23 protein-coding genes are annotated in these 26,299 nt (G+C 72.1%); 6 read left to right on the plus strand and 17 right to left on the minus strand.

What is annotated here, in order from left to right; translation table 11 throughout:
* Positions 1-20: 20 nt before the first annotated feature.
* The 8 genes from BN4251_RS08800 to BN4251_RS08835 all read right to left on the minus strand — a co-directional run bounded on the left by BN4251_RS08800 (position 21) and on the right by BN4251_RS08835 (position 8,347).
* Positions 21-875, minus strand: a complete 855-nt coding sequence (locus BN4251_RS08800) for an ABC transporter ATP-binding protein (RefSeq protein ID WP_087484723.1) — start codon at positions 873-875, stop codon at positions 21-23.
* Between the two features lie 77 nt (positions 876-952).
* A complete protein-coding gene (locus BN4251_RS08805) occupies positions 953-2,251 on the minus strand; it encodes a uracil-xanthine permease family protein (protein WP_087484724.1) in 1,299 nt (432 codons plus the stop codon).
* A gap of 73 nt (positions 2,252-2,324) precedes the next feature.
* Complete coding sequence (locus BN4251_RS08810; RefSeq protein ID WP_087484725.1) at positions 2,325-4,103, minus strand: DUF7937 domain-containing protein; 1,779 nt, start codon at positions 4,101-4,103, stop codon at positions 2,325-2,327.
* 167 nt (positions 4,104-4,270) lie between these two features.
* Complete coding sequence (locus BN4251_RS08815; protein ID WP_087484726.1) at positions 4,271-4,936, minus strand: DUF6320 domain-containing protein; 666 nt, start codon at positions 4,934-4,936, stop codon at positions 4,271-4,273.
* Positions 4,933-6,405, minus strand: coding sequence for an alcohol acetyltransferase (locus tag BN4251_RS08820; RefSeq protein ID WP_087484727.1), 1,473 nt, complete (start codon positions 6,403-6,405; stop codon positions 4,933-4,935). Before BN4251_RS08820 ends, BN4251_RS08815 begins: the two co-directional genes overlap by 4 nt.
* Positions 6,402-7,352: an alpha/beta hydrolase gene (locus tag BN4251_RS08825; RefSeq protein WP_087484728.1), complete on the minus strand. Its 951-nt coding sequence runs from the start codon at positions 7,350-7,352 to the stop codon at positions 6,402-6,404. The genes BN4251_RS08820 and BN4251_RS08825 overlap by 4 nt, the downstream gene beginning before the upstream one ends.
* Positions 7,353-7,420: 68 nt before the next feature.
* Positions 7,421-7,918: a flavin reductase family protein gene (locus BN4251_RS08830; RefSeq protein WP_087484729.1), complete on the minus strand. Its 498-nt coding sequence runs from the start codon at positions 7,916-7,918 to the stop codon at positions 7,421-7,423.
* Positions 7,919-7,927: 9 nt separating this feature from the next.
* Positions 7,928-8,347: a YccF domain-containing protein gene (locus BN4251_RS08835; protein ID WP_087484972.1), complete on the minus strand. Its 420-nt coding sequence runs from the start codon at positions 8,345-8,347 to the stop codon at positions 7,928-7,930.
* 142 nt (positions 8,348-8,489) lie between these two features.
* Between BN4251_RS08835 and argS the strand changes: the two genes are divergently transcribed.
* Both argS and BN4251_RS08845 read left to right on the plus strand, forming a co-directional pair.
* Complete coding sequence (gene argS, locus BN4251_RS08840) at positions 8,490-10,262, plus strand: arginine--tRNA ligase (RefSeq protein WP_087484730.1); 1,773 nt, start codon at positions 8,490-8,492, stop codon at positions 10,260-10,262.
* A 149-nt stretch (positions 10,263-10,411) separates the two neighbouring features.
* A complete protein-coding gene (locus BN4251_RS08845; RefSeq protein ID WP_087484731.1) occupies positions 10,412-11,119 on the plus strand; it encodes a lysoplasmalogenase family protein in 708 nt (235 codons plus the stop codon).
* On the opposite strand, the gene BN4251_RS08850 is transcribed toward BN4251_RS08845, so the two are convergent.
* A complete protein-coding gene (locus tag BN4251_RS08850) occupies positions 11,116-12,009 on the minus strand; it encodes an alpha/beta hydrolase fold domain-containing protein (RefSeq protein WP_087484732.1) in 894 nt (297 codons plus the stop codon). The two genes, BN4251_RS08845 and BN4251_RS08850, sit on opposite strands and share 4 nt — an antisense overlap.
* A 110-nt stretch (positions 12,010-12,119) precedes the next feature.
* Between BN4251_RS08850 and mtnN the strand changes: the two genes are divergently transcribed.
* The gene (mtnN, locus tag BN4251_RS08855; protein WP_087484733.1) at positions 12,120-12,857 is read left to right on the plus strand and encodes a 5'-methylthioadenosine/S-adenosylhomocysteine nucleosidase; all 738 of its coding nucleotides are present in this window, start codon (positions 12,120-12,122) and stop codon (positions 12,855-12,857) included.
* 185 nt (positions 12,858-13,042) lie between these two features.
* Positions 13,043-14,914, plus strand: a complete 1,872-nt coding sequence (locus tag BN4251_RS08860; RefSeq protein ID WP_170931898.1) for a BCCT family transporter — start codon at positions 13,043-13,045, stop codon at positions 14,912-14,914.
* A gap of 25 nt (positions 14,915-14,939) precedes the next feature.
* Here BN4251_RS08860 and BN4251_RS08865 read toward each other — a convergent pair whose 3' ends face one another.
* Positions 14,940-15,881 carry a phosphoglycerate dehydrogenase gene (locus BN4251_RS08865; protein WP_087484735.1) on the minus strand — a complete coding sequence of 314 codons (942 nt, stop codon included), beginning with the start codon at positions 15,879-15,881 and terminating at the stop codon, positions 14,940-14,942.
* Between the two features lie 106 nt (positions 15,882-15,987).
* On the opposite strand from BN4251_RS08865, the gene BN4251_RS08870 reads away from it, so the two are divergent.
* A complete protein-coding gene (locus tag BN4251_RS08870; protein ID WP_170931899.1) occupies positions 15,988-17,781 on the plus strand; it encodes an alpha/beta hydrolase in 1,794 nt (597 codons plus the stop codon).
* 78 nt (positions 17,782-17,859) lie between these two features.
* Here the strand turns inward: BN4251_RS08870 and BN4251_RS08875 are convergent, their stop codons facing one another.
* Together BN4251_RS08875 and BN4251_RS08880 are read right to left on the minus strand one after the other, a co-directional pair.
* Complete coding sequence (locus BN4251_RS08875; RefSeq protein ID WP_087484737.1) at positions 17,860-18,708, minus strand: sulfurtransferase; 849 nt, start codon at positions 18,706-18,708, stop codon at positions 17,860-17,862.
* Positions 18,709-18,734: 26 nt separating this feature from the next.
* Complete coding sequence (locus BN4251_RS08880; protein WP_170931900.1) at positions 18,735-19,961, minus strand: endonuclease/exonuclease/phosphatase family protein; 1,227 nt, start codon at positions 19,959-19,961, stop codon at positions 18,735-18,737.
* A 65-nt stretch (positions 19,962-20,026) separates the two neighbouring features.
* On the opposite strand from BN4251_RS08880, the gene BN4251_RS08885 reads away from it, so the two are divergent.
* Positions 20,027-20,893 carry an NAD(P)-dependent oxidoreductase gene (locus BN4251_RS08885; protein WP_087484739.1) on the plus strand — a complete coding sequence of 289 codons (867 nt, stop codon included), beginning with the start codon at positions 20,027-20,029 and terminating at the stop codon, positions 20,891-20,893.
* 5 nt (positions 20,894-20,898) lie between these two features.
* Here BN4251_RS08885 and BN4251_RS08890 read toward each other — a convergent pair whose 3' ends face one another.
* Genes BN4251_RS08890 through BN4251_RS08915 form a run of 5 tightly spaced genes read right to left on the minus strand, consistent with a single transcriptional unit; the run spans position 20,899 to position 26,273 of the window.
* Entirely contained in the window at positions 20,899-21,450 is a 552-nt protein-coding gene (locus BN4251_RS08890; RefSeq protein ID WP_087484740.1) for an ATP-binding protein, read from the minus strand.
* On the minus strand, positions 21,447-23,111 hold the full coding sequence (locus BN4251_RS08895; RefSeq protein WP_087484741.1) for an FAD-binding dehydrogenase: 1,665 nt from the start codon (positions 23,109-23,111) through the stop codon (positions 21,447-21,449). The genes BN4251_RS08890 and BN4251_RS08895 overlap by 4 nt, the downstream gene beginning before the upstream one ends.
* Before the next feature lies 1 nt (position 23,112).
* Entirely contained in the window at positions 23,113-23,433 is a 321-nt protein-coding gene (locus tag BN4251_RS08900) for a hypothetical protein (protein WP_087484742.1), read from the minus strand.
* 51 nt (positions 23,434-23,484) lie between these two features.
* Positions 23,485-25,026, minus strand: coding sequence for a proline-rich domain-containing protein (locus BN4251_RS08905; RefSeq protein WP_245810268.1), 1,542 nt, complete (start codon positions 25,024-25,026; stop codon positions 23,485-23,487).
* 32 nt (positions 25,027-25,058) lie between these two features.
* A complete protein-coding gene (locus tag BN4251_RS08915; protein WP_087484745.1) occupies positions 25,059-26,273 on the minus strand; it encodes an SPFH domain-containing protein in 1,215 nt (404 codons plus the stop codon).
* Positions 26,274-26,299 lie beyond the last annotated feature (26 nt).

Below are 26,299 nucleotides of genomic sequence, written 5' to 3' on the forward strand. Positions count from 1 at the left end.
GCCGAGCTCCCTCCGACGGGTCAGGCGGAGGCGGGGAGGGGGACCGAGCGGCGGCTGCGCGCGTCGATGCGCAGGCGGCCGTCGGCGGGATCCGCGGTCACGTCGATGGGGATGTCGTAGACGTGGCTGAGGTGCTGGGAGGTGAGGACCTCGCCGGCGGTGCCGGCGGCGTGGACCTGGCCCCGGTGCAGCAGCACCACCTGGTCGGCGATGCGGGCGGCGTGGTCGAGATCGTGCAGGACGATGCCGACGGCGACGCCGTGGACCTCGGCGAGCTCGCGCACGAGGTCGAGGGTCTCGATCTGGTAGCGCAGGTCGAGGTGGTTCGTGGGTTCGTCCAGCAGCACGATCGCGGTGTCCTGGGCGAGGCAGGAGGCGAGCCAGACGCGCTGCATCTCCCCTCCCGAGAGCTCGCCGACGGCGCGGGCGGCGAAGTCGGTGATCCCGGTCAGGCGCATCGCGTGGTCGATCGCGGCGAGATCCGCCTCGGCGAGCCCGGCGAAGCGGCGACGGTGGGGGTGGCGGCCGAAGGCGACCACGTCGCGGACCGAGAGCCCCTGCGGGGCGCTGCGGGTCTGGGTGAACAGGGTCAGCGCACGGGCGAGCTCTTTCGCGCCGAGCAGTGCGGTGCTGCGCTCCCCCGCGCCGTCGGCGATCCGCGCCTCGCCGCCGCGCAGCGGGTGCAGGCGCGCCAGGGCGCGCAGCACCGTGGACTTCCCGCTGCCGTTGGGGCCGAGCAGGGCGGTGACCTCGCCCGGGCGGAGGGAGAGGGAGACCTCGTGGACGACGGGGCGCGCCCCATAGGTCAGGGTGAGGTCCTCGCCCGCGAGGGCGGGGCGGGGCGCAGGGACGGGCCCGGGCACTGGAGTCGACACAAGGTAAGCCTAGCCTTATCCAATTTCGCTCGTCCACTCATGCGCATATCGCGGACGCCGCGGGTGCGGGCGGGGCCTCACCCCTCGTGGGTGGGGGCGGTCCTCTCCGCGGGCTCCGTGACCTGCTCGGTGCCGGTGATCCGGCCCAGATGGTCCATCACGTGGAAGATGATCAGCGTCGCGAGCGTGCCCAGCGCGATGCCGGTCAGCTCGATGCCGCCGAAGGTCCAGGTCACGTTCGCGATGCCGACCACGAGGGCGACGCCTGCGGTGAACTGGTTCTTGGGGCGGGAGAAGTCGACCTTGCCGTCCACCCACATGCGCACGCCCACGATGCCGATCAGGCCGTAGAGCACGAAGGTCACCCCGCCCAGCACGCCCGGCGGGATGGTGAAGATCGCGGCGCCCACCTTCGGGGACAGCGAGAGCAGGATCGCGGCGATGCCCGCGACCCAGTACGCGGCGGTGGAGTAGACGCGGGTCGCGCTCATGACGCCGATGTTCTCGCCGTAGGTGGTGGTGGGCGAGCCGCCGAAGCCGGCCGAGAGCGCTGTGGCGATGCCGTCGGAGGCGAGGGTGCGCCCCACCATGTGGTCGAGGTTTCGGTGCGTCATCAGCCCCACGCTCGTCACGTGGCCCACGTTCTCGGCCAGCAGCACCAGCACCACCGGCAGGAACATCGGCAGCAGGCCGAGGTTGAACTCGGGGTGGTGGAACTCGGGCAGGCCGATCCAGGCGGCCTCGCGCACCGGGGTGAAGTCCACCTCGCCGCGCAGCACGGCCACGCCGTAGCCGATCAGCACGCCCAGCAGGACCGAGATGCGTCCCAGCATCCCGCGGAACAGGGCGGTGCACAGCACCACCGCGAACAGGGTGACGGTCGCGGTGACCGCGGACTGCTGGAAGTTCTGGTACGCGGTGGGGGCGAAGTTGAAGCCGATCAGCGCGACGATCGAGCCCATCACCACCGGGGGCATCAGCACGCTGATCCAGCGGGTGCCGACCTTGCTGACCAGCAGGCCCAGCAGCGCCAGGAGCACGCCTGTGACCATCACGCCGCCGAGCGCGGCGCCCATCGAGTCGGACTGGGTGGAGGCGGTGATCGGGGCGATGAACGCGAAGGAGGAGCCGAGGTAGCTGGGCACCTTGTTCTGGGTGATCACCAGGAACAGCAGGGTGCCGATGCCGGAGAACAGCAGGGTGGTCGAGGGCGGGAATCCGGTCAGCAGCGGCACCAGGAAGGTTGCGCCGAACATGGCGATCACATGCTGTGCGCCGATGCCGATGGTCAGCGGCCAGGCCAGCCGCTCCTCGGGGCGGACGATCGCGTCGGGCGCGATGGTGCGCCCGTCTCCGTGCAGGCTCCAGCGGAACATGGTTCTCCAAGGGGGCGAGGAGGGGGAAAAGAGGGTGAGCGGGCGGGGTGCCGCGGCGGGTCACCGCGGCGGGTCAGGCCGAGGGGAACAGCTTGCGCCGGGAGGTCTCCTCGGTGACGTCCGGGACGCGCTCCAGCAGCGAGACGCGCCCGCCGTCCCGGGCGCGGAAGTCGGCGAACATCCGGGTGAGGTCCGGGGCGCCGAACTCGTCCCGCACCGGGGCGGGGACGGTGAGCATGAGTGCGGCGCCGAGGCCGATGAACAGCGCCACCCCGCCGGTGACCAGTCCCGCGCCCGCGGCCATGGCCAGCGAGTTCACGATCACGTCGAGGAAGCCGACGACCACTAGCACGAGCGCGGCGACCACGCCGCTCGCGCGGGCGCTGACGGCGGGACGGGACAGCAGCGAGGTGCGGCCGAACAGGGAGACCACCACGAAGCAGCCGCAGACCACCGCGTCGATCAGGTGGAGCACGGGCCCGCCGGGGGCGCGTCCGCTCACCGACGCGATCGCGGCCAGCAGGTGCCACAGCACCGCGGCGGCGTGCATCAGGGCGCTGAACTCGAAGGCGCGCACGGTGTAGACGAGCCAGTCGGTGCGGCGGAAGGAGACGGGCATGCTGCGCACGAAGGAGCGGGAGATCATCAGCCCGAAGGCGGCCACGAGGTAGGGCAGGTAGACGAAGCCGGTGGCGAAGCTCAGCGGGGCCGCGAACTGCAGGCCGAGGGTGTTGTCGGCGAGCGCGGCGATCACCAGGGCCCCCACCACGGCGGCGGAGAACACGTACCAGGAGCGCTCGCGGCGCAGCGCGGCGGCGAGCACCACGGCCAGCAGCAGCGCGGAGATCAGGGTGTTCGCGAAGGTCATCAGGGAGAAGCCCCAGCCGGTGGTGAACAGCCGGCCCACCATCATCACGAGCGCGATCAGCAGGGCGAGGGCCGCGCCGCCGGCGATGCCCAGCAGCATGCTGCGGGCCACCTGCCTCGCGCGCTGCTGGGGCAGATATCCCTCGTGGGCGCGGGGCTCGATGCCCACGAGCGCGCCGAGCAGCAGCAGGGACACCCCGATGCCGATCCCCACGGGCGGCCCGTCGGGCAGGGAGGCGAACAGCACCGGCAGCGAGAGCACCAGGTCCGCGCACAGCACGAAGACGGCGGTGAGCAGGGAGGGCAGCAGGCCCGCCACGCGCAGGACGCGCACGGCGCGCAGCGGCGGCTTCTCGGGCACCCAGCGCAGCAGGTGCACGGCGGCCAGGGCGGTGATGCCGGTGCCGATCGCGATCTTCCCGATCACTTCGAGCCAGGGGCTGTGCGCGAGTGTGAAGGTAGTGGTCATCGCGGTGACCAGGCAGATCAGGGCGAGCACGTCGCGCAGCGCGTCGAACACTCCCAGGTCCTTGAACCGCTCGGGGAGCGTGAAGCCTCCCAGCGGGATCTCGTCGTGCTCGGCGTTGGGGGTGGTGCCGGAGCGGGCGTAGGAGGTCTGGCTCGGGGTGCGCAGCGGGGCGGTGAGGGGCGGCTCCCCGGTGTCCCCCGCGTCTCCCGCGTCCCCAGCATCTCCGCCGTCCTCGACGTCCTCCTCCGCGAGCACCGGGATCGCGCCCGTGCTGGTGTCCGGCTCGGCGGCGCCGTCGAGCTGGTCGAGGTCGATGTCGCTGAGGTCCACCGTCTCGTTCTCGCCGGGCGGGAGCGCCGGAGAGGCGGCCCGACGGGCCAGCAGCGGGGTGGCGTAGCGGTCGAAGGCGGCGCGGTCGGGAAGGCGGTCGGTGGGCAGGTTGTGGGGGTCGTCGATCGCGAAGATCCAGTCGTCGTCCTGGCCCCGGCCCTGGCCGTCGCGCGGGTCCCTGTCCATCGACCTTCTCTCCTGTCGTCCGACGCCCTGGGGCCTGATCCTGCCCGCGGCGCGTGCGCGCGTGCGTCTTGCATCCTAGAGAGACGAGCGGCCGTGGCTCCGTCGGCGCGCCGACGAGGGGTGCGCTGTGCGTCTCAGGCGCGCGTGCAGTCCTCGCCGTGCGGCCCTCACAGATGCAGGCGCTTGGCCAGCTCGTGCCGCACGGCGCCGCCGCGGATGGTCAGCAGCAGCACCACCGCGAGCAGGCTCAGGCCGCCACAGATCGCCGAGGGGATCACGGTGCCCACCCAGCCGAGCGCGAGGAACACGATCGGGGTGAGCCCCAGCAGCACGGTCAGTCCGCTGTAGACGACGTAGTCCCCCACCTCCATCCGCATCACCCGCGCCGTGATCACCAGGCCCGCGATCGAGGCGGCGCACACGATCGGCACCACGTAGGTCAGCGACCAGCCGTACCAGCCCGAGAGGTAGTCCCAGTAGACGCAGATCCCGCCCGCGATCAGCACCAGGTACACGATGAACTTCGCGAGGTTGCGGCGCTTGCTGATCGCCATCACCACCACCAGCCAGGTGGTGACGATCCCGAGCCACACGCTGCGCAGCACCCCGATGCCGTCGCTGTCCCGCCCGAACAGCAGCTGGGCGAGGAAGGACAGCAGCACCACCGCGAGGGAGCTCAGCAGCAGCACCCGCAGCACGCGGCGGCGCGAGAAGCGCAGCGGCACCGTCGGGTACGGGCCGGGCACGGGCTCGCCCAGCAGCTCGGTCCCGCACAGCGGGCAGCGCACCCAGTCCCCCTCGACGGCGACCGTGCAGTCCGGGCAGCGCCTCATGTCGCGAACTCCAGCAGCTCGTCCTCGGAGACGCGGGGCGCGGCGACGGTGACCTCGACCCCGGCCTCGGTGAGCAGCGCCGCGTACTCGCGCACGTGGTCGGTCTCCACGAAGGGGGCGGTGAAGCTGAGGGTGAGCAGGCCGTCGTGGGACATGGCGCAGAACTGGGGCCGCACGGCCGAGACGTGGAACAGCATCCGGCCCACATGGGATTCGGCGGGCTCCGGCAGCGTGACGCGGCCGAGGTTGGAGATCGCGACGGTGAGGGCGCGGTTGTTGGCGTGGTTGATCAGCCCCAGCAGCAGATCCTTGAGCGGGCGCGGCACGATCCGGGCCAGCGGCAGGCGCTCCACGGCCTGCAGGCGGTGCAGCTTGCGCTCGAGCGCCTCCGGGGTGGCCTCGACGCTGAAGGCCTCCTGCAGGGCGCGCGCGACCGCTCCGGGCGAGTCGTCCCCACGGCCGTAGGTGTGCTCGACCCGGATGGTCGCGAAGAAGTTCCGTGCGGAGGTCGAGGGGAAGAACTGGCGCAGGTTCACCGGCACCGAGGCGGTCATCGTCGGCGCCGCATCGCCGGGATCGGCGCGGCGGATCGCCTCGAAGAACAGAGCGGTGAGGTACATGGTCAGCGCCACGCCCTCCGCTTTCGCGAGGCCCAGCACGGCGCGGGCCGGCATCGTCAGCTCGATCACGCGGGGGCGGTTGTCCGGGGTGCGGGTGCCGCGCACGCGGTGGATGCGCCGACGGGGCCGGCGGGGCGAAGGCCTCTTCTGGGGCTCCTCCTCGGAGACGTCTGCCTCCTCGACGGTGAGCACCGCGGGGGCGGCCTCGCGGCTGAACTCCTCGTGGTGGTCGTCCGCGGCGGGGCGGCGCCGGCGGCGACGGCGGAAGTAGTGGGCGAAGGAGTCGGTGGTCAGCTCGTGCACCTCCTCGGCGGCCCGGGCGCCGGGATGGGTGCCGACGGCCTCCGGCGGCGGATCCGGTCGCTCCGGGGAGCCGGGCCTCGCCTCGATCAGGGCGGCATCCGTCGGCGCCTGGTCCGGGAAGCGCCGACGGGTGTAGGCGGTCAGCAGGTCCGTGAGGAACCACAGCGCCCCGGTGCCGTCGGAGAGGGCGTGGAACACCTCGAGGCTGAGGCGGCGGCGGTGGTGCAGCACCCGGAACAGCAGGGTGCGGCGGTCCGCCTGGTAGAGCGGGGCGCAGCTGTGCTCGGTCTCCGGTTCCACCTGCGGGTGCAGGTCGCTGTCCTGGAGGTAGTACCAGAACACGCCCCGGCGCAGCACCGCGTGGTAGAGCGGGAAGCGCGCGAAGGTCTCCTCGAGCGCGTCCTGGAGCAGCGCCGGATCGACCTCGTGGTCCAGCTCGGCGCTCATGCGGAACACCTTGGGGTCCACGTCGCTGCGGGCGGCGGGGAAGATGTTCGAGGCGTTGTCCAGGCGCACCCAGTGCCGGCGTCGGGCGGCTGCGTTCATCCGCGCTCCTGCCCGGGGGCGCCCTGGTCGAGGAACTCGTCGATCACCTCGTAGGCCTCGCGCAGCGGGCGGGCGAAGCGGGGCAGGGTGATGAAGCCGTGCAGCGCCCGCTCGACGCGGTGCAGTCGCACCCGGTTCCCGGCCTCCTCGAGCGCGTGCGCATATGCCTCGCCCTCGTCGCACAGCAGGTCCAGCTCGGCGGTGATCATCAGCGTCTCGGGCTGGCCGGTGAGGTCGGTCGCCATCAGCGGCGAGACCAGGCGGCTGCGCCGCTGCGCGGGGTCGGGGACGTACATGTCGAAGTAGTCCTCGACCTCGGTGTTGGTCAGGCGGTAGTCCTCGCCGTGGCGGCGCACCGAGGCGAAGGGGGAGGTCTCCGGATCGTGGTCCCAGTGCGTGACCGGGTAGAGCAGGATCTGGCGGGAGGGGGTGCGATGGCCGCTCTCGCGCAGCAGCAGCGACACCGCAGCGGCGAGGTTCCCGCCGGCGGAGTCGCCCATCAGCACGATCTTGTCGGCGTCCTCGAGCCCGGCGCGGCGCGGGTCCTCGAGCAGCCGGCGAGCGGTGCCGTAGCAGTCCTCGAGCGCGGCGGGGAAGGGATGCTCGGGGGCCAGACGGTAGTCGACCGAGGCGACCCGGCAGCCGGCGAGGTCCGCCATCGCGGCACAGGCGGGGGTGTAGCTCTCGATGTCCCCGGTGACCCAGCCGCCGCCGTGGAAGAACAGCAGCAGCTCCTCGCGGCGCTGCTCGCGCGGGGTGAACACGCGCACCGGCACGCGGTGCCCGGTGCCGCTGTCGGAGAAGGTGTCCCAGGTGGGGGTGCGATAGCGGGCCACGGGCAGGGCGGCCAGCTGACGCTGCAGCTGGCGCACGCGCTCGTAGTCCTCCCGCATGTCCACCCGGACGGCGGAGAGCAGGCGCAGCGCGAGCCGCAGCAGCGGGTTCACGAGCGAGCGCCGGAGGGGGCGGAGTGCGGGGACGGGTCCGTCATGTCCTCGAGGATAGTCATCGCCGCTCAGCGCAGGTCACGCTGCTCGCCGGCGAAGCGCACGGCCGGGCCCGCGTCCACCCGCCCTTCCCCCATCTCCACGACGGGGCCGATCAGCAGGCGGTGGGTGGCGGCGTCCACGGCCTGCTCGACGCGGATCGCGAAGTGGGCGAGAGCGCCGGGCAGGATCGCGTCGCCGTCGGCGGTGCGGGTCACCTCGAGGCCGCTCAGCATCCCCTGCAGCGGGGAGGCGGGGGTGCCGAAGCGGTCGGCGAGGTGCTGCTGGTCCTCGGCGAGCAGGGTCAGGCAGAAGTGCCCGGCCTCCTCGACCGCCTCGGCGGCACGGCCCATGCCGTAGAGGGCCACGAGCATGGTGGGCGGATCGTAGGAGACGTCGAGATAGGAGTCGACGGTCACCAGCAGATCGCGGGAGCCGGAGCGGGTGCTGGCCACGGCCAGCCCCACGGCGAGCAGGTCGCTCAGGCGCCGGTACTCGTCCTGGTCGACGGGAGCGGGATCGGTCATCGGGGCGGCTCAGCGGGCGGTGGGCAGCATCCGGGCGCGGGCCGAGTCCGAGTCCACGACCTCCTTGCCGAAGGGGAAGCAGGTGACCGGGATCAGCTTGATGTTCGCCCAGGCCAGCGGGATGCCGATGATCGTGACGGCCTGGGCCACGGCGGTGCCCACGTGACCGAGGGCCAGCCACCAGCCGGCGATCACGAACCAGATCACGTTGCCCAGCGTGCTCATCGCGCCGCCGGCTCGCGTGTCCACCACCTCGCGGCCGAAGGGCCAGATCACGAAGCCCGCGATCCGGAACGAGGCCAGGCCGAAGGGGATGGTGATGAGGAAGATGCAGGCGAGGACGCCGGCGAGCAGGTAGCCGAGGAACAGCGCCCACCCCGCGGTGAGCAGCCAGATGATGTTCAGGACGAGAGTGAGCAGAGAGCGCATGGTCCCAGCGTAGGGAGCGGGGACGATCGGGGCCATGGGGCGATCCCCCGTTCGTGCGGTGCGGGCAGCCGCCGCGGAGGTCTGTCGAGCATCACGCCGTGCGGGGAGGAGGCGGCCCTGCCCGGCGACTACCCTGGGACCCATGCCTGCTCCCGAGATCGCGCTCACCCAGCGTTTCCAGACCGCCTTCGCCGCCGCCTTCGGGCCCGAGTTCGCCGACGCGGATCCGATCATCCGCCCCTCGCAGTTCGCTGACTTCCAGTGCAACGCCGCGATGGGGCTCGCGAAGCGCCTGGGCAGGAAGCCCCGCGACATCGCCGCGGAGATCCTCGCCGCGGTGGATCTCGAGGATATCGCCGAGACCCCGGAGATCGCCGGTCCCGGCTTCCTGAACATCCGCCTGCGCACCGACTGGGTGGCGGCGCAGGCCGCCGAGCTCGCGGCCGACGCGCGCCTGGGCGTCTCCGTCCCGCAGTCCCCGGACACCGTGGTGCTGGACTACTCGGCGCCGAACGTCGCCAAGGAGATGCACGTCGGCCATCTGCGCACCACGGTGGTGGGCGATTCGATCGCACGCACGCTCGAGAAGCTCGGGCACAGCGTGATCCGCCAGAACCACATCGGCGACTGGGGCACCCCCTTCGGCATGCTCATCGAGCATCTGCTCGAGGTGGGCGAGGACAGCCCCGAGGCCGATCAGCTGCGCACCGATCCCAACGCCTTCTATCAGGCGGCGCGCGCGAAGTTCGATGCCGCGGAGCAGGCGGGCTCGGGCGACGCGGACGCCGAGGGCGCCGACTTCGCCTCGCGCGCCCGCAGGCGGGTCGCGACCCTGCAGTCCGGGGACGCGGAGTCGCTGCGCATCTGGACGAACCTGGTGGACCTGTCCAAGCAGTACTTCCACCGCATCTACGACATGCTCGACGTGACGCTCACCGATGAGCACCTCGCGGGCGAGTCCACCTACAACGACCTGCTGGCGGCGGTGTGCGACGACCTCGAGACCGCGGGGATCGCGCGGATCTCCGACGGGGCGCTGTGCGTGTTCCCCGAGGGCTTCACGGGCCGTGACGAGCAGCCGCTGCCGCTGATCATCCGCAAGTCAGACGGCGGCTACGGCTACGCCACCACCGACCTCGCCGCGGTGCGCCACCGCGTGCGGGACCTCGGCGCGGACCGCATCGCCTATGTGGTGGGCGCGGCGCAGGAGCTCCACTTCCAGATGGTCTTCGCGAGCACCCGGGAGGCCGGCTGGCTGCCCGAGGACGTCGAGGCGCAGCACGTGAAGATCGGCTCGGTCCTCGGCGAGGACGGGAAGATCCTGCGCACCCGCTCCGGCTCCTCGCTGCGCCTGATGGCGCTGCTCGAGGAGGCCGTGGCCACGGCCCGCACCGTGATCGACGAGCTGCGCCCGGATCTGCCCGAGGCGGAGCGGGAGAAGATCGCCCATGACATCGGCATCGGCGGCGTGAAGTACGCGGACCTCTCGACGGCGCACGATTCGGACTACACCTTCGACCTGGACCGGATGCTCGCGCTGACCGGCAACACGGCCCCGTACCTGCAGTACGCGGTGGCCCGCATCCGTTCGATCGGGCGCAAGGCGGCAGCGCAGGGCATCACCGCCGCGGCGGCGCCGCGCGTGGACAACGACGCCGAGCGCGCGCTCGCGCTCGCGCTGCTGGAGTTCGGGCCGACGCTCGAGGCCGTGGGCGCGGAGTACGAGCCGCACCGGCTGTGCGCCTACCTGTTCTCCCTCGCGCAGGCGTTCACGTCCTTCTACGAGGCCTCCCCGATCCTCAAGGAGTCCGACGAGCAGGTGCGCGCGGGCCGGCTCGCACTCGCGCAGCTGACCGAACGGGTCCTGGTCGAGGGTCTGGACGCTCTGGGTGTGAACGCGCCGGAACAGATGTGACGCCGGATGTCCTCCGATCGGGGGATCTGCGGCATTTCGTACAGCTGTCCGCGGCCGTGACCGAAACGTGGCCGGACGTTACCCAAACGTGCCCGGCCCGAGAGGCCTGCGCCCTGGTTCTGGCCGGGGGCGCTTCCTAGGCTTGAGCAGTGCCGCCGATCCGTTCCGTCCACCTGGTCCTCTGGGTGGCCTATGCCCTGGTGACGGTGGTGCACATCGGCTCCCTGCTGGCGGAGGCGGAGATGCTCCAGCGCCTCACACAGCCGCTGTTCGCACCCCTGCTGATGGCCGTGCTGCTGACCGCCGCGCCGCAGCGCTCGCGCACCATCACGCTGCTGATGTGCGGCCTGCTGTGCGCATGGGGCGCGGACACGCTCGGGCAGCTGCTGCCGGACGTCGTGCAGCTGCTGACGGTGTTCGGCTTCCTGGGTCTGCTGGTCTTCTATTCGGCGGCGCTGTACCCGCTGTGGGCGCGCACCCGCGACGCGATGCGGATCGCCCTGGCGATCCCCTACGCGGGCGTGGTGATCGGCCTGTTCGTGGCCTGCGCCGACGGGGCCGGCCCGCTGCTTCCCGCCGTCGCCGCCTACGCGGTGGCGCTCGCGGCGATGGCGTTCCTCTCCGCCGGCGGCAACGGACTGACCTGGTCCGGTGGCACCCTGTTCCTGGTCTCGAGCTCGCTGCTGGCGATGGACTGGTTCCTGCCGGGTGCCTCGATCGCGTTCAGCACCGAGCTGGTGATGCTCACCTACACCGTCGGGCACGCGCTGCTGATCGGCGGGATGGTGCGCGCGATGCCGCAGCGCCGCTGGACGGTCTGCGCTCCCGGCGCCTCACTCGTCGTGGTGGAGAGCTAGCCCAGCACGCGTCGCAGCAGCTCCGCCTGCTCGCGGTGGAGGCGCTCGATGTCCTCCCCCTTGCGCGGCACCAGCTGCAGGCCCAGGCGGCCGCTGATCTCGCGGTAGGCGAGATCGGCGCCGTTCTCCTCGAGCTGGAGCTTGGCCACCCGCACCTCGGAGAGGAACAGGTCCCGCATCCCCACGCTCAGATGGATGGGCGGCAGCCCCTCGAGGCGCTCGTTGAGCGGGGACAGATCCGGGTCGTCGAGCGGGGTGCGGCCGGCGTAGCGGCGGGCCGCATCGCGCAGCAGGCGCCGCTCGTGGACGGGATCGGCCTGATCGGTCTCGGTGATCCCGGCGTTGGCCAGCTCGAGGTCGAGCCAGGGCGACATCACGATCAGCGCCGCCGGGGCGGGGATCTCGGGACGCTGCTGCAGGCGGCGGGCGATCACGAAGGCGAGGCCCCCACCCGCATGCTGCCCGGCCAGCACCCAGGGGCGGTCGGCGAGGCGCCCGTCGGCCGCGAGCGCGGCGAGCACCGCCTCGACGTCATCCCGGCCCACCGGATGCTGATGGTCGGGGGCGTTGCGGTAGTCGATCATCAGACCGGCGCAGTTGCGGGCATCGACCTGGCGCGACAGCCACGCCCAGTCGCTCACGAAGGGGCCGGAGACGTACGCGCCGCCGTGCAGGAACACGATCACGCCGTTGTCCGCCCGGTGCTCGTCGAGCCAGACGGTGCGGGTGCGGCCGATCATCTCCGGTTCGATCGCGTGGGACTTCAGCACATGGCCGGGAGGCGTGGGGCGGCGCGCCTCGCGCAGCGCCTGATGGGTCAGGGCCGACGGGATCGGGATGCGGCGCACAGCGCGCGCCCCTGTCACCACGGCGTCTCGGATGCGACCCATCACTGCCTCCTGTCCGCGGCCCTCCGGGGCCGCCTCGCTGGCGAATGGCACCAGCGTAACGAACCCGGCTGTGACCTCAGGGCGCCCGTCCTGCCCGGTACGCTTCGCTCATGCCTTCGACGCCCCTGTCCGGTCCCCTGCTGGTGCTCGCCGCGATGCCCGAGGAGGCCGCCCCGCTGCGGGCCCGCCTCGAGGGCGCCGTAGAGGTCGAGACCCCCTTCCTCGGCGGGGTCAGCGCCTCTCGCGGCACGCTGCACGGCATCGAGACGATCGTGGTCACCACCGGCATCGGCATCGCCGCCGCCACCGGCGCGGCGACCTGGGGGATCCTCTCCACCTCGCCCGCGGTCGTGGTCGCGGCCGGTTCCTGCGGCGGTCTCGCGGCCGACGTCGAGGTGGGCACGCTGATCGTGGGCGAATCCTTCACCTACTCGATCGCGGATGCGACGGCCTTCGGCTACGAGCCCGGCCAGGTGCCGGGCGGTCCGGTGCGCTTCGACGCCGAGCGGTCCCTCGTCGAGGCTGCGGAGCAGGCCGCACGGCGGGCCGACGCCAACGGTGACGGGCACGGTGTGCGCCGCGGCCTGATGCTCTCGGGGGACGCCTTCGTCACCGCGACCCTCGCCAGCCCCATGCGGGAGCGTTTCCCGGCGGCGCTCAGCGCGGACATGGAGACCACCGCGAGCGCCCGCACCGCCGAGGTGCTCGGGGTGCCCTTCGTGGCGCTGCGCGCCGTCTCGGACCTGTGCGGGCCGGCCGCTGGTCAGCAGTTCCATCTCGAGCTGGAGGTGGTCGCCGAGGTCTCCGCGCGCGCCGTCGAGGAGCTCGCGAGGGACCTGACCGTCTGATCACAGGCGGGTGAGCGCCGGCTGTGCGGCGGCGCACGTTCACGCCGCACCGGCTGTGGCACAGCCCACCCGGATGTCGCTTCTGCCCACCTGATTGACGGTTCCACCTGTCGCCGGGGCGGTCCGCCCGTTACGGTGCTAGGGATTCAACACACATCCCCGTCCCCCTTTCGGAAAGAGGCACCGTGTCCGCTTCGTCGGCCCCGAACTCTCCCCCGTCCTCCTCAGCCACGGTCGAAGAGCGCCCGGAACCCGCGCAGAGCTATTCGCTCTCGAAGCCGGTGTTCTTCGTCGCCGGCGGGATCATCCTGCTGGCGGTGCTGTTCGCGCTGCTGCTGCCGGATTCCTTCAACGCGACGATCTCGACCCTGAACTCGACCGTCGTCAGCTCGATCGGCTGGTACTACGTCCTGATCGTCACCGCCTTCGTGGTGTTCGGCGTCGTGATCGCCGCGAGCCGTATGGGCAGCATCCGCCTGGGCAAGGACGATGACGAGCCCGAGTACAGCATGTTCTCGTGGTTCGCGATGCTCTTCGCGGCCGGCATGGGCATCGGCCTGGTCTTCTGGGGTGCTGCGGAGCCGCTGACCTTCTTCAGCGAGAACGGCGCCCCGCCGAACGCGGCCGGGCTCTCGGAGCCCGCCCGGGCCGAGCGTGCGCTGGGCCAGACCTTCCTGCACTGGGGCCTGCACGCCTGGGGCATCTACGTGATCGTCGGCCTCGCCGTCGCGTACGCGGTGCACCGCAAGGGCCGCCCGGTCTCGATCCGGTGGGCGCTCGAGCCGATCCTCGGCAAGCGCACCGACTCCTGGATCGGCGACGTGATCGACATCATCGCCCTGGTGGGCACGCTGTTCGGCATCGCCACCTCGCTGGGCTTCGGCGTCAACCAGATCGCCGCCGGCCTGGACCATCTCGGGGTGCTCCCGAACTCCACGACCGTGCAGGTCGTGATCGTGCTCGTGGTGACGGCGCTGGCGACGCTCTCCGCCGCGAGCGGCGTGGACAAGGGCATCAAGCTGCTCTCGAACCTGAACATGGGCCTGGCCGCGCTCCTGCTGGTGACCGTGCTGATCCTCGGCCCCACTCTGTTCCTGCTGCGCGATGTCGTCTCCAACATCGGCTACTACCTGCAGAACTTCCTGCAGCTGTCCTTCCAGACCCTGCCCTTCCGCGGTGAGGAAGGGGCCTCCTGGATCAACGGGTGGACCACCTTCTACTGGGGCTGGTGGATCTCCTGGTCGCCCTTCGTGGGCGTGTTCATCGCCCGCATCTCCAAGGGCCGCACGGTCCGCGAGTTCATCACCGGCGTGCTGCTGGTCCCCACCGCGCTGACGTTCCTGTGGTTCACGATCATGGGCGGCACCGCGCTGTACAAGGCCGTCCTCGAGGGCGTCGACTTCACCGGCGGCACCGGCGACATCGACCCGAACACCGCGCTGTTCGACACCTTCAGCCAGCTGCCCGCCGGTGCGCTGCTGTCCGGCATCGCCGTGGTGCTGGTGTCGATCTTCTTCATCACCAGCGCCGACTCGGGCGCCTTCGTGATCGACATGATCGCCCATAAGGGCGATCCGAACCCGCCGCGGATCACGCGCATCTTCTGGGCCTCGGCGTCCGGCGTCATCGCCGCGTCCCTGATCTGGGTCAGCTCGCTGTCCGGTGACGAGGAGGCCTCGGGCATGACCGCGCTGCAGTCGCTCGCGCTGCTGTCCGCGCTGCCGTTCTCGATCGTGATGATCGGTATGTGCATCTCGCTGTGGCGCTCGCTCGGCACAGAGGTCAAGGTGATCGAGAAGCTCGAGCTGCGCCTGCGCCAGCGCGAGTTCATGGACCGCTACTCGGACCGCATCTCCGACCAGGTCGAGGCCGAGGTCGGGGCGCAGATGGAGGCCCAGGTCGGCGCGCAGGTGGAGGCACAGGTGGAGGCGCAGGTCGCCGAGCACCTGCAGGCCTACACCCCCACCCCGCAGCCGTCCATGCAGGAGGGTACGACCGAGGAGGGCGGTGCCCCCGGTCGTCGCAAGCGCAGGAACCCCTTCACCCGGGACTCCTGACCCCCGCTGCGCGTGGCGGCTCCGCTCAGCGGGCCGCCACGTGCAGCAGCTGTGCGCCCTCGACCAGGGCGCGCAGGTTCGCGGTGATCCGCTCGTCGGCCCCCACCGGCCGGCCACCGGCCGCGTGGGGCGTGATCAGCAGTCGCGGCGCATCCCACAGCGGATCCTCCGCGGGCAGCGGCTCCGGCTCGGTGACGTCGATCCCCGCGCTGCCGAGGGTGCCCGCCTCGAGCGCCTCGCGCAGCGCGACCTGGTCGACGGTCGCGCCGCGGCCCACGTTGATCAGCACCGCGTGGTCGGGCAGCGCCGCGAGCACCTCGCGTCCGATGATCCCGGCGGTCCGCTCGGTGGCGGGCAGGATGTCGATCAGCACATCGGTCTCGGGCAGCAGCTGCCTCACCTGGTCATCGGCGATGACTTCGAAGCCGGCACGGGTGCCGGCGCTGCGGGCCACCCCGCGCACCTCGGCGCCGAGCGCCTTCAGCGTGGGGGCGAGGTTCTGGCCGATCTCGCCGAAGCCCCAGATCAGTACGCGCGCCCCGATCAGGCTGGTGATCCGGCCCTTGGGGTGCAGCGGCTGGAGCCCGCCCAGCTCGGAGGACCAGTCGTGGCGCTGCTGGGCCTCGCGGGCCTCCGGCAGGCGGCGCAGCAGGCTCAGCAGCAGCGCGAGGGCGTGCTCGCTCACGGTGAGCGAGTGCAGGCCCGCGCCGGAGGCGATCACCACCTCCTCGTCGAAGCCGGCGGCGAGGATTCCGTCCACGCCCGCGGAGAGGGACTGCACCAGGCGCAGGTCCTTCAGGTTCTCGGCGGCGGAGGCGAGGTGGCGGCGCGAGGAGCCCCAGACCACGAGCACCGCGGCGTCGTGGTGCTCGGCGGGGATCTCGGCGCGGGCGTCGATCGTCACCGCCTCCCATCCCTCGGGCAGCGTGGGGTCCAGCGGAACGGTATCGGGCAGCAGGATCTTCATGCGCCCACCCTACGGAGTCCGTGCCGGGCTCGGGCCCTGCGGGCCGCGGTCCGGACAGCGGGAAACCCCCGTGACCGCACACCGAGGGGTCCTATAGCCTGCACACATGCGCTCTGGCACCACCCCCTCCCTGACCGGTCTGACGAGAATGGCCACGGGTGCGGTGACGGTGCTGCGCACGGCGACCCGCAGGACGCGGCAGCGGGCGCGCCGCGTCGCGGTCGCGGCCCCGCTGGACACCGGCGGCTTCCTCGGCGCCTCGGTGACGGCCTGGATCTCCACCTCCCCGAGCCTGCTGCCGCGCACCTGGTGGATGTGGGCGACGAACATCGCCTTCTCCGAGGTGTACGGCTACGCGGCCGGTGCGATCGCGGGCCGGGTGGTGCGACGCGTCGGGCGGGAGCTCGGCGTGAGGGTCGACATCGCCGAGGATCATCGCCGACGGGCCCGGCTGCTCGGCGGGAGCGCCCTGGTGGGCATCACCGCCTACTCGTGGGTGCGCGGCGTGCTGCGCCAGCGCGAGATCAGCCATCTGGTCCAGCAGGAGCCGAAGAACCTCGCCACCCATGTGGTGGGCGGCGTCGCCGGGCTCGGCGCCTTCGCCGGGGCGCTCGTGCTCGCCCGCGCCACCCTCGCCACGGCTCACCTGTACCGGGCGATGCTGCGCCCCTACCTGCCGCCGCGCGCGGTGCGGGCGGTGTCCCTGCTGCTGACGGTCGCGACGGTCGCGGTGCTCACCGACCGGCTGATCCGCGGTCGTGTGCTGGAGGGGATGATCGAACGCGCCGAGGCCGCGAACCGGCTGATCTCCCCCGAGGTCGCCCGGCCCACCTCCTCGCTGCGCTCGGGCGGCCCGGAGTCGCTCGAGACCTGGCAGTCGCTCGGCGCCCCCGGGCGCAAGATCGTCTCGAGCGGCGCGGACCGCGCCCTGATCGAGCAGACCGTGGGCGAGGAGGCGCTCGAGCCGATCCGCGTCTATGCCGCGACATCCGGCACCCGCACCGTCGAGGACGCCGTGCGCGCCGTGGTGGCGGAGCTTGACCGCACCGGCGCCTGGGACCGGGAGGTGCTGGTGCTGTTCACGGGGACCGGCACCGGCTGGCTGCAGGAGTGGTCGCTCTCGGCGATCGAGTTCCTCACCGCCGGGAACTGCGCGACCGCCTCGATCCAGTACTCGCTCTATCCCAGCCCGCTCACGTATCTCATCGACCGCCGCTCCCCCCAGAGCGCCGGGCGCCTGCTGCTGCAGGCGGTCACGCGGCGCATGGCCTCGCTGCCGCCCGAGCGCCGACCGAAGCTGTACGTGGCCGGGGAGTCGCTGGGCTCCTTCGGCGGGCAGGCCGCGTTCCGGGACGTCGAGGAGATGCTCTCGAGCGTCCAGGGCGCCGTGTGGACCGGCACCCCGAGCTTCACGCCCCTGTGGCAGCAGCTCACGGCACGGGCACGGCCCGGCTCCCCCGCGATCGCCCCGATCATCGACGACGGGCGGCACATCCGCGTGGTGACCCGCCCGCAGGATCTGCACCGCAACTACTGGGGCGGCCTGTATGCGCAGTGGGAGCATCCCCGGGTGGTCTATGCCCAGCACCCGTCGGACCCGGTGGTCTGGTTCTCCCCCACCCTGCTGTGGCGGGAGCCGGCCTGGCTGCAGGAGCGGGTGGGGCATGACGTCACCCCGGCGATGCGCTGGTTCCCGTGGATCACCTTCTGGCAGATCGCCGCGGACATGCCGCTGTCGATCAAGGTCACCGGCGGGCACGGCCACTCGTATCACGAGGAGATGGTGCCGATCTGGGCCGCGGTGCTGGGCCAGGACGCGGCCGAGGGCCAGCGCGAGGCGCAGAAGCGGCGCCACCGCGCGATCATCGGCGCGATCCGGGAGATCAACCCGCAGGTCTGAGCCCGGGATGGGTGCGGCGCGGCCCGCTCAGCGGCGCGGCCGGCTCAGTGGCGCGGCCGGCTCAGTGGCGCGGCCGGCTCAGGGGTTGGGGCCGACGGCGACAGGCCGCTGCGGGTCCGCGCTCCACTGCGACCACGAGCCGGGGAACAGCTTCACGCGCGCGAAACCGGCGCTCTCGAGGGCGAGCAGGTCATGGGTGGCTGTGACCCCCGAGCCGCAGTACACGATGGTGTCGCGGTCCTCATGCGCCCCGGCGGCCTCGAAGCGGCGGTGCAGCTCCTCGGGCGGCAGGAAGTGTCCGTGCTCGTCGAGGTTTCCGGAGAAGGGCAGGTTGACCGCGCCGGGGATGTGGCCGGCGCGTGGATCGATCGGCTCGCTCTCGCCGCGGTAGCGCTCGGCGGCGCGGGCATCGATCACCAGGGCGCCGCCTGCGGCGACCTCGTCCGCGGTGGCGAGGCGGCTCTCGGGCCATTCGCGCACGGGCACGTCACCCGGTGCGGGCTGCTCGTCCTGGGTGACGAGCGCGCCGTCCCAGGCGGCGAGCCCGCCGTTGAGCACTGCGGCGTCATGGCCGAGGGCGCGCAGCATCCACACCAGGCGGGCGGCCGGGGCGCCGTTGGTGTCGTCATAGGCGATCACCGTCGAGCCCGCTCCCACGCCGGCGCGGCGCAGCGAGGCCGCGAAGTCCTCCGCGGAGGGCAGGGGGTGGCGCCCGGCGCCGTCGCGGGCGGGGGCGGCGAGCTCGGTGTCGAGGTCGATGTACACCGCGCCGGGCAGGTGCCCGGCGAGGTAGGTGTCGCGGCCCTTGGAGCCGTCCAGGGCCCAGCGCACGTCCAGCAGGTGGAGGGCGAGCTGTCCCTCGGCCGCCTGCGTGCGCAGGGCGTGCAGGTGGGCGAGGTCGATGAGCGGGGGCAGCGCGGAGGTCATGGTCGAAGCCTACGCGCCCGCGATGCTCAGGCCTTGAGCTGGAGGTCCACCCGCACCAGGCGGTGATCCGAGGTGGGGAAGGGGTATTCGCCGGTCAGCTCGCTGCCGGGCTGGCCCTGCTCGGGCCAGTACACCGCCGAGGTCACCACCTGGAGGGGCCGCGAGGGCAGCACGTAGTCCACGCGCAGGTTGCCGGGGGCGGGATCGTCGCCGAAGTCCGCGGTGTCGTAGCGGGGGTCGCTCTCGTGGTCCGCGTTCGCTCCGCCCTGGGCCTCGGAGGCCTCGACAGCACCCCGGCTGGCCGGGAGGGTGTCCTGCACCCGCGGATGGGAGAGCAGCTGGTCGATCGCGCCGGGCCAGGAGTCGCCGTCGGCCGGATCGGAGTTGTAGTCGCCCACGATCACGAACTGCTGATCGGGGGCGAGGCCGCCCGCCTCGCCCGCATCGTCGACGATCCAGGAGGAGCGGCGGCCGGGGCGCAGATAGTCCGCCCAGAGACGGATCTCGTCGCTGTTGCGGCGCTGGTTGCGCTTCTCCGGCCCGTCGAAGCTCGGCGGGGTGGGGTGGGCGGCGAGCACGTGCAGGACGGTGCTGCCGATCCGCACCGGGACGTCCCAGTGCGACTTCGAGCTCAGGCGCATCTCGGCCGAGATCTCGGGGCCGTAGAACTCCTCGGGCATGAGGTTGGCGGGCATGTCCGCCCAGCGCAGGTTCTGGAAGGTGCGCACCTGCTCGGTGAGGATCGGGTACCGCGAGAGGATCGCCATCCCGTACTGGCCGGGGAACTCGCCGAAGCCCCACGCGTCATCCGGGCCGCCGACGGTGCCGTCCTGGTTCAGGTCCAGGCCGCTGGGCACGCCCGTGTTCACCGGCGCGGTGAAGACGTACGGGTAGTGGACGGGGCTGGTGCCGTTCTGGGGGACCTCGAGGTACTTCTCGCGGAAGAGGTCCAGGCCCCTGCCGTCCTCGTCGTGATCGAACTCGTTGAGCAGCAGCACGTCGGGGTTGTTGATCTGGATGACCTCGGCGACCGCTCGGATCTGCGGATCCTCACCGGTGGCGAGGTCCTTGAGCAGCTGCCCCTCCTCGGCGCGGTTCAGGGAGGCGTTGAAGGTCGCGATCCTCGCCTGCTGGAAGCGTCCCCGCCGACGGGACGGGGCAGGCGCCGCCTGAGCGGCTGCGGCGGCGGGCAGACCGATCCCGGCGGCTGCGGCCGCGGCGATCGCTCGACGACGGGTGAGGCGAGGAGTCATGCCTCCATTGTGCATGCTCGATGCGAGCGGGAACACCTCGCTGTGGACGGTGACAGACTGGCGGCATGAGAATCGCTTTCCTGGGGACCGGTCGTATGGGCACCGAGCTCGCCCTCCACCTGCTCGCGGAGCACGAGCTGACGGTGTGGAACCGCACCGCGGAGCGCACCGCGCGCCTGGCCGAGGCAGGCGCCTCCGTCGCAGGCAGCGCCGCCGGGGCCGTCGAGGGCGCGGAGCTGGTGATCACCTCGCTGTTCGGCCCCGCCGCGGTGCGTGAGACGGTGATCCAGCCCGCCCTGATCCCGGCGGGCGTGCCGTGGGTGGACACCACCACGGTCTCCCCCGCCGATGCGGACGAGTTCGCCGCGGCGGTGCCGAGCTACGTGGGGGTGCCGGTGATCGGCACCCTGGGCCCGGCTCGCAAGGGCACGCTCGGCGTGTACGTGGGCACGCCCGACGAGGCGCTGCGCGCGCAGGTGCTCGAGCTGGTGGCGCCGTGGGCGGATCCGGCACGGCTGCGGGGCGTGGACTCGGGCCGCAAGGCCGCCGTCGGCAAGCTGATGGCGAACCTGGCGCTCGCGATCAGCGCCCAGGGCCTGCGCGAGGCGCTCGCGCTCGGCGAGGCCACCGGCACCTCCCCCGCGGAGACCCTCGAGATGCTCGATTCGACAGGGCTCGCGTTCATCGCCGGGATGAAGGGCGCCTTCGTGCGCGGCGAGCGCGGCACGGAGGGCGGTGACTTCACCGCGAACGCGATCGCGAAGGATGCGCGACTGATGATCGACACCGTCGGCGACGCCGAGCGGCCCGGCGCGGACCTTCCCGCGCTGCGCGGCGCCCTGGCCTCGCTCGAGGCGGAGATCGCCGCCGATCACGGCGAGCACGACTTCTCGACGATCCTGCTGCCCGGGGCCGAGCGCACCGGGGAGTGACCGGCTCAGATCCCCACGGCGGTGAGCACCGCTCGGGCGGTGGCCTGCGGGTCCTGCCCGATCGGTACCGTGACGTCCTCGACCCCGGCCGCATCGAGGATCCCGGTGAGCTCGTCGAAGCGATCCAGGTGCCAGGCCAGCCCTGCCGGGTCGAGCTCGTGGCGGCGGCGCAGCCGTTCGCGCACCAGCTGCCGCGGCGCGGTCAGGCGCACCACCGTGAGCGGGCAGGCGAAGGCGCGCTCGTAGCCCTCGCGGTCCTCGCGCGCCTCGAGCACCCCCGCGGCGAGGAGCACCTGCGCGCCCGCCTCGCGCAGGTTCGCCGCGACCGCGCCGAGGTTGGCGAGCTCGAGCTGATGATGGAACGGGTCTGCGTCCGGTGCGGGCCAGGCACGGCGCAGCCAGTCGAGGTCGAGGGCGGCACCGGGGATCCCGCGGCCGGCGAGCTCCTCCCCGATCGCGCCGAGCGCGGTGGTCTTGCCGACCCCGACCGCGCCGTTCAGCAGCACCGCGCGGGGCGCGGGAGCGGCGACGTCGGCGGCGGCGTCGGCTCCGTTCATCGCAGGTCCGCGAGGACGCCGACGGCGGCCTGGCGGCCGCTGAACAGGCAGCCGCCCAGGAAGGTGCCCTCGAGGGCGTTGTGCCCGTGCACCCCGCCGCCGCCGAAGCCGCTCGCCTCGCCGGCCACGTAGAGGCCCGGGAGGGCGCCGCCGCCGTCGGCCCGCTGGGCGCGGCCGCCGAGGTCCGTCTCGAGGCCGCCGAGGGTCTTGCGCAGCAGCACATGCAGGCGCACCGCGATCAGCGGCCCGGCCTTCGGATCCAGCAGCCGGTGCGGGGCGGCGGTGCGGATCAGCCGGTCCCCGAGGTACTTGCGCGCCCCGTGGATCGCGGTGATCTGGGTGTCCTTCGAGAACGAGTTGCCGAGCTCCGCGTCGCGGGCGCGGATGGTGCGCTCGAGGGCGGCGGCGTCGATCAGGTCCTCACCGACGAGCGCGTTCATCTGCGCGACCAGGGAGGGAACGTCGTCGGCCTGCAGGAAGTCCTCGCCGTGGTCGAGGAAGGCCTGCACGGGGCCGGGCGGGCCGGGCTTCACACGGGAGAGCACCTGGCGCACGTCCTTACCGGTGAGATCGGGGTTCTGCTCGCTGCCGGAGAGCGCGAACTCCTTCTCGATGATCTTCGCGGTGAGCACGAACCAGGAGTGGTCGTGCCCGGTGGTGCGCAGGTGGCGCAGGGTCGAGGTGGTGTCGAAGCCGGGCAGCGCCGGGGCGGGCAGGCGCCGGCCACGCGCATCGATCCAGAGGGAGGAGGGGCCGGGGAGGATGCGGATGCCGTGCCCGCGCCAGACCGGATCCCAGTTGCGGATGCCCTCGGTGTAGTGCCACATGCGGTGGCGGTTGATCCAGTGCGCGCCGGCCTGTTCCGCGGCGAGCATCCCGGTGCCGTCCACGCTCGCAGGCACCCCGTGCACGACGCTGCTCGGCATGGTGCCCAGGTCCTCCGGCCACAGCGAGCGCACCAGCTCCTGGTTGCCGCCGATCCCGCCGGTGGCGACGACCACGGCCGCGGCCCGGTACACGAACTCGCCCACCACCTCCCGGTTCGAGCCGACGCCGCGCGGGCTGTGGTCCTCGGCCAGCACGCTCCCGCGGACTCCGGTCACGCGCCCGTCCTCGACCAGCAGCTCCTCGACGGCATGCCGGGTGCGCAGGATGATGCGGCCGCTGCCGCGATGCGCGGCGAGCTTCTTCGCGAAGGGCTCGACGATGCCCGGGCCCGTGCCCCAGGTGATGTGGAAGCGGGGCACCGAGTTGCCGTGCCCCTCGGCGCGGCCGTCCCCGCGCTCGGCCCAGCCCACCACCGGGAAGCTGCGGTGCCCGAGGCGGTGCAGCCAGTCCCGTTTCTCCCCCGCGGCGAACTGCAGGTACGCCTCGGCCCAGCGGCGCGGCCAGTGATCACCGGGGCCCTCGAAGGCGGCCGAGCCCAGCCAGTCCTGGCGGGCGAGGTCGAGGCTGTCGCGGATGCCCAGGCGGCGCTGCTCCGGGGAGTCGATGAAGAACAGTCCGCCGAAGCTCCACCAGGCCTGCCCGCCCAGGTCCTGCTCGCCCTCCCGCTCGAGCAGCAGCACGCTGCGCCCGGCGTCGGCGATCTCGGTGGCGGCCACCAGCCCTGCCAGGCCGGCGCCGATGACGATGACCTCTGCGGAGGGCGGCGTGCTCATCTCAGCGCACCTGGATGCGGCGCACCCGCTCGAGGTGGTCGGTGCTGTTGACCCCGGACATGGTGCGGCTCTTCTGGCGGTTGTTGGTGCCCACCTTGCGGTCGCCCTGCTTGAGATTGCCGACGGCCACCTCGGTCTCCTTCTCGAAGTGGTGGCGTTTGTCCGTGTTGCGGTAGTAGCGGTAGATCCCGACGTACACCGCGATGAACACGGCCGGCCCCGCGAGGAAGGGGAAGGCGATGCCGATCGCGCCGGAGTCCGAATCGGCCAGCAGCATCCCGGTCGCCGGATCGGCGGCCATCTCAGCGAGCAGCGGGAGCATCGGATCCTCCTGGGGAGCGAAGCGGGCAGAGCGAGCGGGTCATCGTCGGCCTCATCCCGCCAGGAACCAGCCGAAGCCCACCACCGCGCCGATCACGGCGGCCACGGAGCCGGCCGCGCAGGCGAGCGCGAAGATCTTCGGATGGGAGACGGGGACCGAGCCCATGGTGTTGCCGTTGCGGGCGTTGACGGCGATGTAGTGGGTGAGCGAGTCCTGGCCCTTGGCGGAGTCGGCGTAGCTGTACAGCCACACCGGCACGTACACCGAGACCCAGCGGGTGCCGCGCACGGCCACGCCCTCCTGCTCCCAGCGCACGCCGCGGTCGTAGCGGCCGATGGTGGGGCTCGCCTTCGCCCGCGCGATCGCGAGGAACTTCTCCTCCACCTGGTCGTCCACGTCGCGCACGTTGAGGTCGCGCCGCTCGGAGGTGAAGTTCTTGAGGTAGTTCGAGTTGTAGGCGACCGCGTTCTCGGTGTCGTAGGGCTGGACTGCGTTGAGGATGTTGTTGGTGGCCTGCGCGTTGTCCTTCGCGTCGAAGCGCTCGGCGGATTCGACGGTGAGATCGTCCACCAGCAGGTCGAAGGCGCGCTGGACGGAGTAGACGTCCGCGTCGTAGTAGGTCTCGGTGACGTAGTTGTCCTTGCCCACCTTGCGCCGCACCGTGTACTGGCGGGTGGTGACCTCGCCGGTGCCCTGCAGCACCGCATGCATGTTCCCGTCCACGACCATGTACGGGATGTACACGCCCATCACGTTGTCCGGCACGAACTCGGCCTTGAAGCGGGGGTGGGCGAAAGCCTTGCGCTTGTCGGCGAACGCCTCGATCCGCTCGATCGCCTCCTCGCGCGTGAGGTGGAAGGGCAGCACCGCATCAGGCACCGCGCCGTTGGGGATCTGCGAGTTGATCGAGAGGGTCTGCCGGCACCAGTGGCAGCGTGCCTGCAGCTGCTGCTCGACGTTGATCACGACCTCCGCACCGCAGCCCTGGCACTTCAGGGTCATGGTGGTGAGGTCCTCCTGGATGTCCGCGGTGCCGGAGGCCATGGTGTGGCCCTGCAGCTCCGCGATGGAGGTGTCCAGCCCGAAGGCCTTCTCCGCGTTCTCCTCGTTCCAGCTGTGACGGCAGTAGGCGCACACCAGCGCCTTCGCGGTCAGCGAGTACTGGATGTCGGTGCCGCCGCAGCGGGGGCACTTGTTCAGCCCGTCGGCGCGGCCGGAGCTGGTGTCGATGATCCGGTTCGAGGAGTGCTTGCGCAGCGCCTCGGCCGCCCCGGCGACGGCCTCGTCCCCGAGCATCGCGGGGGGCTGCTGGCCGCTCTTCCGCTGCGCGCCCTTCGCCCCCTGCGGAGGCTGTGCACCCTGAGGAGGCTCCGCGCCGGGGAACTGCGGCGCGGAGTGCTGGGCCGCACCGCCCCCGGCCGGCTGCGCGAAGCGCCCGTCGGCCGGAGCGGGGGCGCCGGGCCCCTGCTGCCCCTGCCCGGGGCGGAGCGGCTGTCCGGCGGGCGCGGGCGGGACCGGCCCGCCGGCAGGAGCATCCTGCCGACGGGGCTGGTCCGGTCGCGCCCACTGCGGGCCCTGCGGGGGAACGCTCATCACTGCGCTCTGTTCTCCACTCGGTCCTTCGCTCAGAGGCCGAGCGCGGCCTTCTTCGCCGCCTCGTAGTCCTCTTCGCTGATCAGGCCCTGCTCCAGCATCTGCTTGTACTGGGCGAGCTTGGCCACCGGGTCCTCCTGCGCGGGCGCGGCCTGCTGCTGCGGCGCCTGCTGCTGGGGCTGAGCCTGCTGCGGCGCACCCTGCTGGCCAGGCGGGGCCCACGGCTGGACCGGGTTGACCATGCCGCCCGCGGCGCCCATGCCCGCACCGAACATCGCCAGGCCCGCACCGCCGCCGGTCTCGCCCGCGGCCTGCACGCCGCGCGCGGCGGCCTGGTTCATGAAGGACTGCGAGCGTGCGCCGGAGAGGGCGTCGGCCTTCTGGACGTCCTTGAGCAGCTCGCGGGTGTGCTGGTCGTACTCGATCGAGACGATCGCGGTCTTCACGATCGCGAGCCCGCGGTCGCTGGACCAGCGGTAGCCCTCCTCGACCGCGGCCGAGAGCGACTGGGCGAAGCCCACCGAGTCGCCCTGGATGCGGGAGATGCGGTTGCCCTTGTCGGGATCGTTCGTGTAGCGCGAGAAGGCCTGGGCGAGGGAGCCCACGACCTCCTGGAACAGCTGACCGCCGGCGGCGTTGTCCACGTCGCCGAAGTCGAACACGGGCGCGTTCGCGGAGATGAAGGTGGCGGGCACGAAGTTGTGCACGAACAGCAGCGGGTCGATGATCCGCAGCGTGTACGAGCCGCGGCACACCGCGCCGACCTGCGAGTTGAGGTAGGCGTCGTCCCAGTAGATCTCCGACTGGGTGCCGAACTTGTTGTCCGGGATCTCCTTGAGGCTCACGTAGAAGGCGAGCTGCTGCGAGGAGGGGCGGCCGCCGAACTTGAAGCGCTCCCAGGAGGTGCCCACCGTCGAGGCGAGGAGGTCATCGCCCGCGAACACGGAGCGCGCATCCGGGGACTGGTCGTTGAACTCGTAGCCGCCGGCCTCGGTGATCAGGCCCGTCGCACGGCCGTCGACCACGGTGATCAGCCCGTAGCCCTGGGGCACGAGGATCTTCGAGCCGTTGGAGATGACGTTCTGCGAGCCGCGCACGTTCGAGCCGCGCCCGGCATTGGTGCCCTGCGGGACGGCCGGGAACAGCGCGGCCGTCTGCGGAAGACCGTTCGGAACGGTCAGGAAGTCCTTCCACTGATCGGCGAGCATCCCGCCGACAGCGCCCTTGAATGCCTGGATGAATCCCATGTGAGCTCCTTCGTCGCCCCCGAGCG

The organism is Brachybacterium massiliense, from assembly GCF_900184245.1.
Lineage (GTDB): Bacteria > Actinomycetota > Actinomycetes > Actinomycetales > Dermabacteraceae > Brachybacterium > Brachybacterium massiliense.